Genomic DNA, 13,168 nt, shown 5'->3' on the forward strand with positions numbered 1-13,168 from the left:
GCGCCTCAGGACGCCCGCGCGTGCGGCATCTCCTCCGGCGCCTCCAGGCGGATCGGCCGGAGCCGCAGGCACACCGCGATCGCCTCGTCGAGCGTGCTCACCAGGGTGAACTCCAGCGAGCGCCGCACCTCCGCCGGCAGATCGTCGAGATCCGCCTCGTTGTCCGCCGGGATCAGGATCTCGAAGATCCCCGCCCGGTGGGCCCCCAGCACCTTCTCCTTGAGGCCCCCGATCGGCAGGACCGTGCCGCGCAGCGTGATCTCCCCGGTCATCGCGATGTCGCTCCGCACCGGCCTGCCCGACAGGGCGCTCACCAGCGCCACCGCGATCGTCACGCCCGCGCTCGGGCCGTCCTTGGGCACCGCCCCCGCCGGAACGTGGATGTGCACGTCGCGCCGCAGCAGCCGATCGAGCGGCACCCCGAGCTCCGCCGCGTGCGCGCGCGCGTAGCTCAGCGCCGCGCGGCCGCTCTCCTTCATGACCTCGCCGAGCTGCCCCGTCAGGACGAAATCGCCCTTGCCGGGCATCACGCTCGCCTCGACGTGCATGATGTCGCCACCCAGCTGCGTGTAATACATGCCGGTCGCGACGCCCGGCAGATCGTGCTGCAGCCTCCGCTCCAGGCGCATCTTCGCGCGACCGAGCAAATCCTTCACGTCCTCTCCCGCGCTCACCACGGCCCGCTCGATCTCGCCGCCCGCGATCCTGCGCGCGGCCTTTCTCGCCAGGGCGCCGAGCGTCCGTTCGAGCTGACGCACGCCCGCCTCGCGCGTGTAGCCGCTGATGATCTCGCCGAGCGCCGCGCCCGTCACGCGCAGCTGATCCTCGCTCAGCCCGCACTCCCGCCGCTGCCGGGGGAGCAGGTACCTCCGGGCGATCTCGTGCTTCTCCTGCTCCGTGTATCCGGCGAACAGCGCGGTCTCCATCCGGTCGAACAGCGGCGCGGGGATCGTCTCCCGGAAGTTCGCCGTGCAGATGAACAGCACCTCGGACAGGTCGAACGGCAGGCCGAGGTAGTGATCGACGAAGCCCTCGTTCTGCGCCGGATCGAGCACCTCCAGCAGCGCCGCGCCCGGATCGCCCTGGAACGAGGCGCCGAGCTTGTCGACCTCGTCGAGGACGATCACGGGGTTCTTCGAGCCCACGCGCTTGATCCCCTGGAGGATGCGGCCCGGCATCGCGCCCACGTAGGTGCGACGATGTCCCCGGATGTCCGCCTCGTCGCGCGCCCCGCCCAGCGAGACGCGGACGTACTTGCGCCCGAGCGCCCGCGCGATCGACTCCGCGATGGACGTCTTGCCGGTCCCGGGCGGACCGAGGAAGAGCAGGATCGGGCCGCGGGAGACCGCCCGGCTCCGCTCGCCCTCGCCCCGCGCCTGCTCGACGCGCAGCTTGCGGACCGCCAGGAACTCGAGCACCCGGTCCTTCACGTCGCCGAGGCCGTGGTGATCCTCGTCGAGGATCGCCCGGGCCCGATCGAGATCGACGTGGTCGTCGGTGCGCTGGCTCCAGGGCAGATCGGCCACCCACTCGAGCCAGGTCATCAGCACCTGCGCCTCGGGCGATGTCTCCCGTCCCATGCGCTTGAGCCGCGAGAGGTCGCGCCGGGCCTCCTGCAGGACGTCGACCGGGAGGCCCGCCCGCTGCAGCTTGTGCTCCAGACGTGCCGCGGCGTTCTCGTCGTCCTCCTCGCCGAGCTCCTTCTGGATCGCGCGCAGCTGCTCGCGCAGGTAGAGCTCCCGCTGCCGCTCGCCGAGCTCCTCCTCGACGGTCGTCCGGATCTTCTCCTGGGTCTCCACGATCCCGATCTGCCGGTAGAGGTGCAGCGCGAGGCTGCGCATCCGCTCTTCCGTCGAGAGGATCTCGAGCAGCGCCTGCTTCTCGGGGGTCGGGAGGTCCAGGTAGAAGGCGATGTGGTTCACGAGCTCGGCGGGCCCGTACATGCTGCCGACGAACTGCTTGAGCACGTCCTCGGGCGCGCCGCGGTGACGGCCGTACTCGACGGCGCGCTCGCGCACCTCGCGGGCGAGCGCCTCCAGGGCGCTGTCCTCCTCTGGACGGAGGGGGAGATCGGCCAGCTCGATGACCGGGGCGCGGATCACGCCGTCGACCTCGGTGTAGCGGGGCGCGGCCGCTCGCCGCTCGCAGTACAGCACGAGCTGGAGGCCTGAGCCGAACCGCTGCACCTGGGTGATGCGGGCGATCACGCCGATCGAGAAGAGGCCGCCCGTGGTGGGCTCCTCGGCGGCGTCGCGCTGGGCGACCGCGAAGATGCGCTTGTCTTCTCCCTCCATCCGGAGGGCGGCCTCCACCGCGCGGAGCGTCTTCAGCCGTCCGACCGTGATGGGCGTCGCTATCCCAGGGAAGAGCACGGTGTCGCGCAACGACAGCACGGGCAACGATCGGCGCTCGGGCATGGCCGCGTCGTCGTGCGAACCTCATGCCACGGAGGACCGTACCGAAAAGTCCTTTCGGCGCGGAAGCATCGAGAATCGTGGTCAGTCGCGCGCGGAGCGGTGGTAGGGTCCTCTCCCGATGCCCGCGGACACCTTCACGTTTCAGGCGGACGACGGTCGAGAGCTCTTCGTGTACCGCTGGCTCCCGGACGACGGGGCGCGGGGCATCTTCCACATCGCCCACGGCATGTCCGAGCACGCGGGCCGCTACGCGCGGCTCGCGCACGCGCTCTCTGCCGCCGGGTGGGCCGTCTACGCGAACGACCACCGCGGCCACGGCAGGACGGCGCGCGAGCGCGGCGAGCTCGGCTTCTTCGCGAGCCAGGGCGGCTTCCAGCGCGTCGTGCGCGATCTCGCGGCGCTCATCGCCCGCGAGCGGGAGGAGCACCCGGGCCTGCCGGTCGTGCTCTTCGGCCACAGCATGGGCTCCTCGCTCGTGCAGGAGTACCTGATCGAGCGCGGCGGCTCGATCCAGGGCGCGGTGCTCTCGGGCTCCTCGGGCAAGCCGAGCCCGCTCGTCGACGCGGGCCGGCTCCTCGCGCGCGCGGAGCGGCGGCGCCTGGGCGAGCGGGGCAAGAGCCAGCTGCTCCAGTCGATGAGCTTCGACAGCTTCAACAAGCTGTTCGCGCCGGCGCGCACGCCCTTCGACTGGCTCTCTCGCGATCGCGCCGAGGTCGACGGGTACATGGCCGACCCCCATTGCGGCTTCCCCGCGACGGTCTCGCTGTGGATCGACCTGCTCGACGCGCTGGTGGAGATCGCGCGGCCCGAGCGGCAGGCGCGGATCCCGAAGGAGCTGCCGGTCTACGTCTTCTCCGGCTCGCGCGACCCGGTCGGCGGCCCGCTCCGGGGCGTGACGCAGATGATCGAGGCGTACCGCGCCGCCGGCCTCCGCCGGGTGACGCAGCGGATCTACCCCGGCGGGCGCCACGAGATGCTGAACGAGATCAACCGCGAGGAGGTCGTGCGGGACCTGCTCGCGTGGCTCGACGCCGAGGTGAAGACCGAGGCGCCGGCGCCCGCGCGGCCCGCGCGGCCGAGCGCCGGCGCCGCGGCCGGCTGACGGCGGGGGGCAGGGGATGGGCAGCAAGGGGCGGCCGTACCGCACGCTCACGTTCGACGGCTTCGAGGTGCTCGTCGGCCGCGGCGACGACGACAACGACGCGCTCACCTTCGAGATCGCCGAGCCGCACGACCTCTGGCTGCACGTGGCCGGCGGCACGCCGGGCAGCCACGTGATCGTGCGCAACCCGGGGCGCGCGGAGGTCCCGCGCGAGGTGGTCGAGCGCGCCGCCGCGGCGGCCGCGTGGTACTCGAAGGCGCGGGGCGCGGCCAAGGTGGAGGTCCACGTCTGCCGCGTCGCCGACGTGAGCAAGCCGCGCGGCGCCCCGGCCGGGCTCGTGCAGCTCGCGCGGTGGAAGAGCGTGCGCGTGCGGCCGGAGATCCCGGGGCGCGAGCCGGGGTGAGCCGGGCGGCGGCGGGCCGGCCGCCGCGCCGCGCGGGGCTGGGGCGGCGCGCCGGCCGCCGCCGGCCGACGCGCCTGCCCCGGATCGCCGATCACTGCTCGCCCGCGAGCACGCACGCGCCGGCCTGGCAGGAGGCGGTGAGGCCGAGACAGGGCCAGACCGCACACGCCACCTCGCCTTCCACGCACTTGGGCTCGACCTCGCCCGACGGGGCGGCGCTGCAGGTGCAGTCCCCGCAATAGCTGGCGACGAGGCTGCAGTCGTCGTCGGTCTGGCACTCCGGCGGCGGGGCGGCCACGCACACGGGACTCCCGTTCTGCGCTTCGCAGACGAAGCCGTCCTTGCAGCGGACGGAAGCGCAGGCGTCGCGGCCTTTCACGGGTCCCACGAGCGCGTCGGCCTGCTCGGAGAGCGCCGCCGCCTCGCCGAGATCGAGGTCGTCCGCGGGCGGGGCGCCGCACGCGGGGAGGAGCGCCGCGAGCGCTGTCACCGCGACGCGCGTCGAGAACGAGACGAGGTTTCCCTGAACCGAGCGCAACACTGCCTTTTGAAGAGACATGAGATCTTCTTCCTTCCTTCGATGCGAGGCGCGCTGCCGCTCCCGCCCCCGCGGGGCCCGGCGCCTCCTCGCTGTCGGTGAGGTTTAGGAGCGATGCTCCACGCGGCTGACATCCAATGCCGACTTCTTCCTGGTTCGCTGCCCCGTCGGGGCGCGGCCCGCGGTTCGTGGCGCGCCGTGGGATCGCGCTGAATCGAGCGATGTCCCGCGCTCGTCGGCCGCCATCGCCCTGCGCCGTCCTCCGGGCGCGCTCCGCCCGCCCCCGGCGGCGAGCTCCGCGAGCCGCCGCTTGAGGCGGCTGCTCCAGGCCTGCACCGCGGCGGTGCTCATCCCCGTCCGCGCGCACACCGCGGCGATGGGCTCCTCCTCGATGAGGAGCGCCTCGAACAGCTCCCGCCCGAGGGGGCTGAGCTCCGCGCGGAGCAGGCCGAGGGGGCGCTCCAGCGCGTCGCGGGCGAGCACCCGCGCCTCCGGATCGTCGTCGGACCGCGCGCCCTCCTCCGGCGCGTCGTCGAGCGGCAGCGCCGCGGCCTCCGGGTGCCGCCGCCAGCGGCGGAGGGCCGCGGCCACGCGCTGGTCGGCGATGAGGCCCACCCAGTTGGCGAGGCTCAGCCCGCGGGCCGGATCCCAGGCGCGGAGCGCCCGGCTGCCGTCGCGGAACAGCTCGACGAACACGTCTTGCACGAGGTCGTCCATGCGGTCGTCCACCCCGCCCGCGGCGCGGGCAAAGCGCCGGTGGAGCGCCCGGCCGACGCGCGCGTGGATCACCGGCGTGAGCGCGGCGATCACGGATCGGAGCGACTGGATCTCTCCGCCGAGCGCGGAGGTGAGAACGGATGTCGTCAGCGGGGTGTCGGGCAAGCAGATCTCCTTGGGGCTGCCGGCGGGGAGCGTCCTCTCCTCGCTCGTCTCGCCGCTCGCAGGCCGTCCTCGCCTGCGCCCGCGCGCGTGCGCGCGAGCAAGGAAGGAAGGCGAAATGCGGTGAGGCGAGGGGCCGAAGAGGCGAACGTGACCCGCGCGACGCCCTGATGCGTCATCGGTGGCTCGAGCGTCCGGCGAGGAGCTCGGGCCCTGGCGTCCTAGCAGCCTGCGTGCCTGAGCCGTCGCCGTGGGCGCGGCGCGCTCTCCCGGGCGGGACGCGCCCTCCGGGTGGGCTCGTGCAACTCTTGCACGACCGGGCCATGTAACTCTTGCCTGATCCCGGTAGCTCTTGCACCCGGCGGAGCGCTGGGGGCCAACGTCACGTGGGCCCCATCCAGGGTGGGCGACGGCCGCGGAGCGGCCTGCCGTGAACACGTCCCCTTCGATGCGTGATTATGAGACCGCGGCGATTCGACCTTGACATCTCGAGTCGTTCTGCTTTCCCTCCCTCCTCGACCTGGGCGTCTCCACGCGCTCCGGGAGCTCGGCGCCCGCGCGGGCGCCGCCTGAGGTGACGGCGCGTGAGGACCTCGGACACGGACGGCGGAAGCAGGCGATGAGCACCGGCGGGCTCTCCAGGGCGCGGCTCGGCCGCATGCGCGACGTCATGAGCGGCCACGTCGAGCGCGGCGCCGCGCCGGGGCTCGTCACGCTGATCTGCCGGCGGGGCGAGGTGCACGTCGACGCCATCGGCGTGAAGGCGGTCGGCGGCGGCGACCCGATGCGGCGCGACACGATCTTCCGCATCACGTCGATGACCAAGCCGGTCACCGCCGTGGCCGCGATGATCCTGGTCGAGGAGTGCAAGCTGCGGCTCGACGAGCCGGTGGATCGGCTGCTGCCCGAGCTCTCGGGCCGCAGGGTCCTCCAGCGGATCGACGGGCCGCTCGACGAGACCGTGGCCGCGAGCCGGCCGATCACCGTGCGCGATCTGCTGACGTTCCGCATGGGGTTCGGCATGATCCTGGGGCCGCCGGACGGCACGCCGATCCAGAGGGCCGTGCGCGAGCAGCAGCTCGCGTGCCTGGGGCCGCCGAAGCCGTCGACGCCGCACGCGCCGGACGAGTGGATCCGCCGGCTCGGGGCGCTGCCGCTGATGCACCAGCCGGGCGAGCGGTGGATGTACAACACCGGGTCCTACGTGCTGGGCGTGCTGATCGCGCGCGCCGCGGGCCAGCCGCTGGAGGCGTTCTTCCGCGAGCGCATCTTCGAGCCGCTCGGCATGAAGGACACCGGCTTCAGCGTGCCGGCGGACAAGCTCGATCGGCTCGCGACCAGCTACTGGGCCAGCGCCGCGACCGGGGCGCTCGACCTGCACGACGGCGTCGCCGACAGCCAGTGGAGCCGCCCGCCCGTGTTCCCGGACGGCAGCGCGGGGCTCGTCTCGACGGTCGACGACTACCTGGCGTTCGGCCAGATGCTGCTGAACCAGGGCAAGCACGGGCGCGAGCGCATCCTGTCGCGGCCCTCGGTCGAGGCGATGACGACCGACCAGCTGACGCCCGAGCAGAAGGCGGCGTCCGGGTTCTTCCCCGGCTACTGGGACAGCCGCGGCTGGGGGTTTGGCGTATCGATCGTCACCCGGCGCGACGACGTGACGGCGAGCCCCGGCCGGTACGGCTGGGACGGCGGTTACGGCACGTCCTGGAGCTCGGATCCCAGGGAGGATCTGGTCGCCATCCTCATGACCCAGCGCGCGGGATTCCCGCTCTCGTCGCCGGTCTATCTCGACTTCTGGACCTCGGTCTACCAGGCGATCGACGACTGACGCGCTGTCCTCCCCGGGCGCGAGGCCGTCCGGCGGCGTGTCGATCGCGCCGAAAATCCCGCCGAGACCGGCGTTGGCCGCGTCGGGGCCCGGACCCCCGGCCAGGCGGCCCGGCTTGCCCTGCGGACCGGGCCGCCCGGCCGCCGCCGCGCGGCGCCCACCTCCGCCGCCGGCGCGGCGACGGCGGAGAGACGCCATCCCCGGGCGATGCCCCGCCCGCGCCCGCCGCGGGCGCTGCCCGGAAGATGAATTGATTGCATGAGCCACATGATGGCGATGAGTTGCGAGGTGACCTTTTCGCGACTAGACATGGGCTCGCCGGACTGGGGATATGTAAAGATACGTTAAGGATGTCAGGTTCTTGCTTCAGGCGTGCTGAAGCATTGAATTGATCAGCTCCGCTCGCTAAGGAATCGACCATCGTCGGTCGCCTGGAGCGCGAGCTGCCAGGTGGAAGCGCTCGATGCCAGCGCGGCCGTGGCGTGCCTTCGAGGCCACGGCTCGCGCGAGCGCCAAAACCCGAACAGCCCGGTCGAGTCAGACGGACACCCGCTGCAGCGCTCCGCGCTCGGTCGGCGCCCGTGCGGTCAACTCTCACCCAACGAGAACGTCAATGCGGAACCTCTCTTTCGGCTTCGCCCATCCACTTGCGACCAAAACCAGCGCGGCTGCGGTCCTCGCCCTCGTCGCCCTGGGCGCCGCCGCGTGCGGAAGCCATGATGTCGGCGAAGGCTCATCCGATGATGCGGAGCTCGCGCTCGATCAGGCCGACGAGCCGATCGGCGCGGCGATCGCGCCGCTCTCGGCGCCCCGGTCGGCGGTCGGCTTCTGGCGGTTCGACGATTGTGACAGCTCGACGACAGAGCTGTCCGACGCGTCGGGCAATGGCTCGACGGCCAGCCGCTCGGCCAGCGCGGCCTGCGCGCAGGGCAAGAGCGGCCTCGGTATCTCCTTCGACGACAGCAACGACAGCGTCACGATCGCCGACGATCCCCGCTTCACGTTCGGGCAGAACCTCGCGGTCGCCGCGTGGGTCAACCCCACCTCGGTGTCGGGGTCGACGGTGCGGACGATCGCGCAGGAGCGGAACAACAGCGGATCGAGCTTCTCGCTCGTCGTCCAGAACAGCGAGGCGAGGTTCGCCGTCACCCTGGCCAACGGGCGGACGGTCACCTCCCGCGCCCCGATCCAGGCCAACGTGTGGACGCACGTCGCGGGCATCTACGACGGCAGCCGCGTGCGGCTCTTCCTCAACGGCCAGCAGGCCGCCCAGACCAGCGCCACGGGCGCGATCCGCGATATCAACGCGCCCATCCAGATCGGCAACAACCCGCAGCGGCAGCGCTTCGCGGGCCTCATCGACGAGGTCTGGCTCTCCGCCAACCCGTTGACCGACGCCGAGCTCGCCCAGCTCACCTGCATCAGGCACCCCGCCACGGTCGTCGTCACGCCGGAGAGCAGCGGCCCCGTCGCCCCGGGCACGCCTGTGACGTACCAGGTCGCGGTCACCAACAACGATACGCAGGAGTGCAGCCCCCGGGATTTCGGCCTCAACCTCTTCGGCCGGCCGGGGATCTTCTCCACCGTGAACCCCGGGAGCATCCACGGCGTCGGGCCCGGGACCACGGCGACGTTCCCGGTCACCGTGACCGGCACCCTGGCCGTGGACCCGGGCGTCCATCAGCTCCGGTACGAAGTGATCAACCCCGACTCGCCCGATTCCTTCTTCGTCGCGTCAGGGAACCTCACCTACGAGATGGTCGCGCCGGCGGGTTGCTTCGTCCGGACGGGCCGCGAGATCTTCGTGAAAGACCTCAGCGTGATCGAAGATCCCATTCGCACCACGTTCAACGGGCCGGCCGGCGATCCCCGGACGGGCGCGTGGACGTTCGCGCGGCTCATGGAGGACATGGCGCCCACGCCGGCCGACGCGCCGGCCATGGTCGAGCAGATGTTCGAGACCTGGCTGACCGATCAGGCCGTGAACGGCTTCACGGTGCCGGCGCGCCCGTCCATTCAACAGGTCGTGCTCGACGAGTGGCCGAGGAGCCCTGACGGGTCGCTCGACCTCCGGCAGGCGCCGCTGATGCTGCTCGGCATCGTCAACCGCATCGACGTGCGCAACCTGGCCGAGGGGCACGCGGGCGAGGGGCGGTTCGTGTTCGGCGTCTTCAGCCAGGGCTTCGCGCAGCAGTTCACCCTCATCCTGGAGTACAAGCTCCCCGCGTCGACCGAGGCCGACGTGCTCGACTGGGCGAACGCGTGGCACGCGCTCGGCAGCCTGCCGTTCCCGTCCGAGGAGTACAACGCCGCCCTCCAGGCGGTCACCACGCGCTTCGCGGGCCGGAACGCCGCGCCCGGCAGGCCGAACGGGAGCGCGCTCGGGCAGCTCCGCACCAACGAGATCGCGCTCGCGAACCCGTGGGAGCTGCGCGAGTTCGTCCTCTCGCCGCAGACGGGCTTCCTGCGCCCGGCGACCGTCAAGCTGACGCCGGACATCGGCTTCGACGGCTCGGCCACGCTCGCGGCCTACGTGAACCAGAACGAGGCCGCGATCCTCCTGGAGCAGCACACGGTGCCCGACACGTTCCAGGGGAGCCCGTTCCTCGCCGGCTCGTCGTTGAACAACCTCACGGCGTGGATGGCCCCTGGCATCCTCAACAACGAGGCGCGGCACAAGTTCTCGCTCAACACCTGCAACGGGTGCCACGGGCTGGCCGAGACCGGGACGCCGTTCCTGCACGTGAATGTGAGGGCGCCCGGGAACGAGGGGACGCTGTCCGGCTTCATGACCGGCATCGAGGTCGCCGATCCCGTGACCGGCGCGCCGCGCACGCTGAACGATCTCGCGCGCCGCAACCAGGATCTGAGGGCGCTGGTCTGCGAGCCGGTCCCGGGCTTCGCAGCCGCCGCGACCGCGGAGCGGGCCGGCGCGGCGACGAGCCGCTCGGCGTTCATCCGCCGCGGCATCGGGCGCGTTCACTGAGCCGCGGCAGCCCGGGCGGGCGCGGCCGAGTCGCCGCGCTCGCCCGGGCGGCGGCCGCGGAAACGCCGCGGGGGCCTCGGGGCGCCCCGCGAGGAAACCCTCACTTCGTGTAGCGCTTGTCGAGCTTCCCGAGCTGGCTCGTGAAGCCGGCCCTCTGCATCTCCGTGAAGTGCGCGTCGTGCATCGCGTGGAGCGTCACGGCCATGTGCGCGCCGTGCGCCAGCGGGGTGAAGAGGACATCGATGTTGCTCTCGTACGCCTCGACGCCCGGGAGAAAGTCGATGACGCTCGTGATGGTGAGGGCCTTGTGGGGCGAGAAGGCGCTGAAGCGGGCGCGCACCTCGTGGGACGTCGGCTGCCCGCCGCGCTTCATGGCCTCGATCATCTTCGGGGCGTCGGCGATCATCGTGTAATGGAGGAGCCCGTCCTCCTTCGGTTCGAGCGCGTGGACCTCGACCCGGAACCCCTCCGGACCCCACCAGGACTCGAATCCTTCCTTGGTCGCCCAGAGCTCCCAGAGCTCGGAGACCGAGGCCGGATAGGTGCGTTCGATGAGGATGGTGGCTTTTTCGGCTGTCGCGTTCATTCACTTCGTCCTTTCTTGGGCCCGCTGTTTCGCGCCGTCCGTCGCGCTTCGAGCGCCTGGCCGAACCGATCCAGGCGCTTCTCCCAGAGCGACCGGTAGCGCCCCACCCAGCCGTCGAGCTCTCGGAAAGGCTCCGGGCGCAGCGAATAGAGCCGCCGGGTGCCCTCCGCCCGCACCTCCACGAACCCGGCCTCCCCGAGGATGCGCAGGTGGCGCGAGACGCCGGACTGCTGAATCGAGACGAGCTCGACGAGCTCACCGACCGCGCGCTCGCCGTCGAGCAGCGCCTCCAGGATCAGGCGCCGCGTCGGGTCGGCCAGCACTTCGAACAATTCCGAGCTGGGCATGGGCTAAGAATGCGCTGTGGTGTATATACATGCAAGTAAATATTTGATCGCTTGGCGGGGGGCCTCGTCCCCTCGGCGAGGGCCCTCGAGCGCGGCCCCGCCGGCGGAGCGCCGGAAAGGGCTCCGCTGCCCCGAGACGCGCCAGCGCAGCTCGGAGCCGCGCCCGGCGGCGCGTCACCGCCGGCGCTTCGCCAGCCCGTAGCGGTTCATCTTCAGCACGAAGGTCCGGAGCGGCATGTGGAGCGCCTCCGCCGCCTTCGTCTGCACCCCGCCCACCGCGGCGAGCGCCTCGGCGATGCGCGTGCGCTCGAGCTCCCGCACCTCCTCGGCGAGCGGCCGGAAGCTCCGGCCAGGCCCCCTCGCCGCGGCGCCCGCCGCGGGGGCGGCCGGCGCCACAGAGGGCGGCGCGCTCTCGGCGCGCGGCGGGGCCGGCGCGAGCGGCGCGGGTAGGTGCCCCCGCTCGACGATGCGCGCGCTGACCGTCGCCGCGATGTACTCGATCACGTTCTTCAGCTCGCGCACGTTGCCCGGCCACGCGTGGGTCGCGAAGAGCTCCGTCGCCTCGGTCGACAGGACCATCTCCTCGCGCCCCGCCCGCGCGCACGCGTCGGCCAGGAACGCCCGCGAGAGCGCGAGGATCTCCCGGGGGCGCTCCCGGAGCGGGGGCAAGATCACGGTGGCCGCGCCGAGGCGGTAATAGAGATCCTGCCGGAAGCGGCCCGCCTTCACCTCGCCCTGGAGATCCTTGTGCGTCGCGGCGACCAGGCGGATGTCGACCTCGCGCTCGCGCACGTCGCCCAGCCGGAGGATCTTCTTGGCCTCGATCGCGCGCAGGATCTTCGCCTGCGCGCTCGCCGAGAGCTCGCCGATCTCGTCGAGGAAGACCGTCCCGCCGCTGCCGTGCTCCAGGAGGCCGGGCTTCGGGCCCGCCGCGCCGGAGAACGCGCCGCGCTCGTAGCCGAACAGCTCGCTCTCGACCAGGCTCTCGGGCATCGCGGCGCAGTTGAGCGTGACGAGCGGCCGCTTCGCCCGCGGCGACCACTCGTGCAGCGCGCGCGCCGCGCTCTCCTTGCCGACGCCCGTCTCGCCCGTCACGAGCACCGGGAGGTCCGTCGCCGCGAGGCGCCGGATCAGGTCGAACACGCGCACCGTGGCCGCGTCGGCGAGCACCGTGCGCTGCCCGCCGATCTCCAGCGTGGTCACCGCCTCGGCGGCGGCCGCCGCCTGCCCGGGCAGGGCGACCTCCGCCGCGGCGCGCGCCGACGCGACGAGGGTGTCCGCGTCGCACCCGTCCGCGGGCGCCGTCGCCACGCCGGCCCGCGGCGCCGCGTGCGCCGGCGGGGCGGCGCACGCGGCGCGCGCCGCGTCGAGCAGCCGCTGCGCGACGTGGTCGGCCGCCGCGGCGTCCGCCTCCGGCAGGAGCACGAGCAGCCGGTCGTCGGCCTCGAAGCCCGCGAAATCGGTCACCGCGAGCTCGCGCTCCAGCGCGCCGGCCACGGCGTCGCGCGCGGCGGGCGCCCCGAGCTGGACGGCGATCACCGCCGCGGGCCGGTCGTGGCGCAGCGCCCGGTCGACCTCCGCCTCGATCCTGCGCCGCAGCTCGGTGAGCTCGAGGATCTGCCGGCTCCGCGCGGGGCGGGGGCACCGCATCACCACCACCGTGTCGCCGATCGACACGACGTCGCCCGAGCCGAGCGGCCGCGCGCCGTCGACGGGGACGCCGTTCAGCAGGGTGCCGTTCCGGCTGCCGAGATCCACGAGCTGCGCGCGCCCGTCGAGCAGCACGATCTTCGCGTGCTCCCGCGACGCCGCGGTGTTGCGGAGGCGCACGTCGGCCCGGGGCCCGCGGCCGAGGAGCACCACGCCGCTGCGCGGGAGGCGGAGCACCGACGAGGAGCCCCCCTGCACGACGAGCAGGTACGAGCCGCCCTCGCCGGCCCCGCGGGGCGCGTCATCTGTTCGGGTCGGACCCCAGGACGCCGTGGCCTCGCTCATCCCCTCGCGGTCGAATCTCTCATCCGGCACCAGCGCGCGCAAGGCGAGCGGCGCGCGCCGACGCCCGATTGCACGGGCAGGAAC

General features: G+C 72.7%; 10 protein-coding genes. 4 read left to right on the top strand and 6 right to left on the bottom strand.

Annotated elements, in window-relative coordinates:
• Positions 1 to 5: 5 nt before the first annotated feature.
• The gene (gene lon, locus WME83_RS06780) at positions 6 to 2,417 is read right to left on the bottom strand and encodes an endopeptidase La (protein WP_437318429.1); all 2,412 of its coding nucleotides are present in this window, start codon (positions 2,415 to 2,417) and stop codon (positions 6 to 8) included.
• Positions 2,418 to 2,535: 118 nt separating this feature from the next.
• On the opposite strand from lon, the gene WME83_RS06785 reads away from it, so the two are divergent.
• Together WME83_RS06785 and WME83_RS06790 are read left to right on the top strand one after the other, a co-directional pair.
• The gene (locus tag WME83_RS06785; protein WP_437318430.1) at positions 2,536 to 3,519 is read left to right on the top strand and encodes a lysophospholipase; all 984 of its coding nucleotides are present in this window, start codon (positions 2,536 to 2,538) and stop codon (positions 3,517 to 3,519) included.
• Between the two features lie 16 nt (positions 3,520 to 3,535).
• A complete protein-coding gene (locus WME83_RS06790) occupies positions 3,536 to 3,922 on the top strand; it encodes an NFACT RNA binding domain-containing protein (RefSeq protein ID WP_437318431.1) in 387 nt (128 codons plus the stop codon).
• Positions 3,923 to 4,013: 91 nt separating this feature from the next.
• Here the strand turns inward: WME83_RS06790 and WME83_RS06795 are convergent, their stop codons facing one another.
• Positions 4,014 to 4,481, bottom strand: coding sequence for a hypothetical protein (locus WME83_RS06795; RefSeq protein ID WP_437318432.1), 468 nt, complete (start codon positions 4,479 to 4,481; stop codon positions 4,014 to 4,016).
• Between the two features lie 84 nt (positions 4,482 to 4,565).
• On the bottom strand, positions 4,566 to 5,342 hold the full coding sequence (locus WME83_RS06800) for an RNA polymerase sigma factor (protein WP_437318433.1): 777 nt from the start codon (positions 5,340 to 5,342) through the stop codon (positions 4,566 to 4,568).
• A 616-nt stretch (positions 5,343 to 5,958) separates the two neighbouring features.
• Between WME83_RS06800 and WME83_RS06805 the strand changes: the two genes are divergently transcribed.
• Together WME83_RS06805 and WME83_RS06810 are read left to right on the top strand one after the other, a co-directional pair.
• The gene (locus WME83_RS06805) at positions 5,959 to 7,170 is read left to right on the top strand and encodes a serine hydrolase domain-containing protein (protein ID WP_437318434.1); all 1,212 of its coding nucleotides are present in this window, start codon (positions 5,959 to 5,961) and stop codon (positions 7,168 to 7,170) included.
• A 613-nt stretch (positions 7,171 to 7,783) separates the two neighbouring features.
• Positions 7,784 to 10,156: a LamG-like jellyroll fold domain-containing protein gene (locus WME83_RS06810; protein ID WP_437318435.1), complete on the top strand. Its 2,373-nt coding sequence runs from the start codon at positions 7,784 to 7,786 to the stop codon at positions 10,154 to 10,156.
• Between the two features lie 100 nt (positions 10,157 to 10,256).
• On the opposite strand, the gene WME83_RS06815 is transcribed toward WME83_RS06810, so the two are convergent.
• From WME83_RS06815 to WME83_RS06825, 3 genes are all read right to left on the bottom strand, one after another.
• Positions 10,257 to 10,742: an SRPBCC family protein gene (locus tag WME83_RS06815; protein ID WP_437318436.1), complete on the bottom strand. Its 486-nt coding sequence runs from the start codon at positions 10,740 to 10,742 to the stop codon at positions 10,257 to 10,259.
• The gene (locus WME83_RS06820) at positions 10,739 to 11,089 is read right to left on the bottom strand and encodes an ArsR/SmtB family transcription factor (protein WP_437318437.1); all 351 of its coding nucleotides are present in this window, start codon (positions 11,087 to 11,089) and stop codon (positions 10,739 to 10,741) included. Before WME83_RS06820 ends, WME83_RS06815 begins: the two co-directional genes overlap by 4 nt.
• 174 nt (positions 11,090 to 11,263) lie before the next feature.
• Positions 11,264 to 13,114: a sigma 54-interacting transcriptional regulator gene (locus WME83_RS06825; RefSeq protein WP_437318438.1), complete on the bottom strand. Its 1,851-nt coding sequence runs from the start codon at positions 13,112 to 13,114 to the stop codon at positions 11,264 to 11,266.
• Positions 13,115 to 13,168 lie beyond the last annotated feature (54 nt).

It is taken from the genome of Sorangium sp. So ce385 (assembly GCF_051474135.1).
Taxonomy (GTDB): domain Bacteria; phylum Myxococcota_A; class Polyangia; order Polyangiales; family Polyangiaceae; genus Sorangium; species Sorangium cellulosum_D.

Coding starts and splice junctions, on each gene's coding strand:
- lon (WP_437318429.1), bottom strand. CDS start 2,417: ATGCCCGAGCGCCGATCGTTGCCCGTGCTGTCGTTGCGCGACACCGTG.
- WME83_RS06785 (WP_437318430.1), top strand. CDS start 2,536: ATGCCCGCGGACACCTTCACGTTTCAGGCGGACGACGGTCGAGAGCTC.
- WME83_RS06790 (WP_437318431.1), top strand. CDS start 3,536: ATGGGCAGCAAGGGGCGGCCGTACCGCACGCTCACGTTCGACGGCTTC.
- WME83_RS06795 (WP_437318432.1), bottom strand. CDS start 4,481: ATGTCTCTTCAAAAGGCAGTGTTGCGCTCGGTTCAGGGAAACCTCGTC.
- WME83_RS06805 (WP_437318434.1), top strand. CDS start 5,959: ATGAGCACCGGCGGGCTCTCCAGGGCGCGGCTCGGCCGCATGCGCGAC.
- WME83_RS06810 (WP_437318435.1), top strand. CDS start 7,784: ATGCGGAACCTCTCTTTCGGCTTCGCCCATCCACTTGCGACCAAAACC.
- WME83_RS06815 (WP_437318436.1), bottom strand. CDS start 10,742: ATGAACGCGACAGCCGAAAAAGCCACCATCCTCATCGAACGCACCTAT.
- WME83_RS06820 (WP_437318437.1), bottom strand. CDS start 11,089: ATGCCCAGCTCGGAATTGTTCGAAGTGCTGGCCGACCCGACGCGGCGC.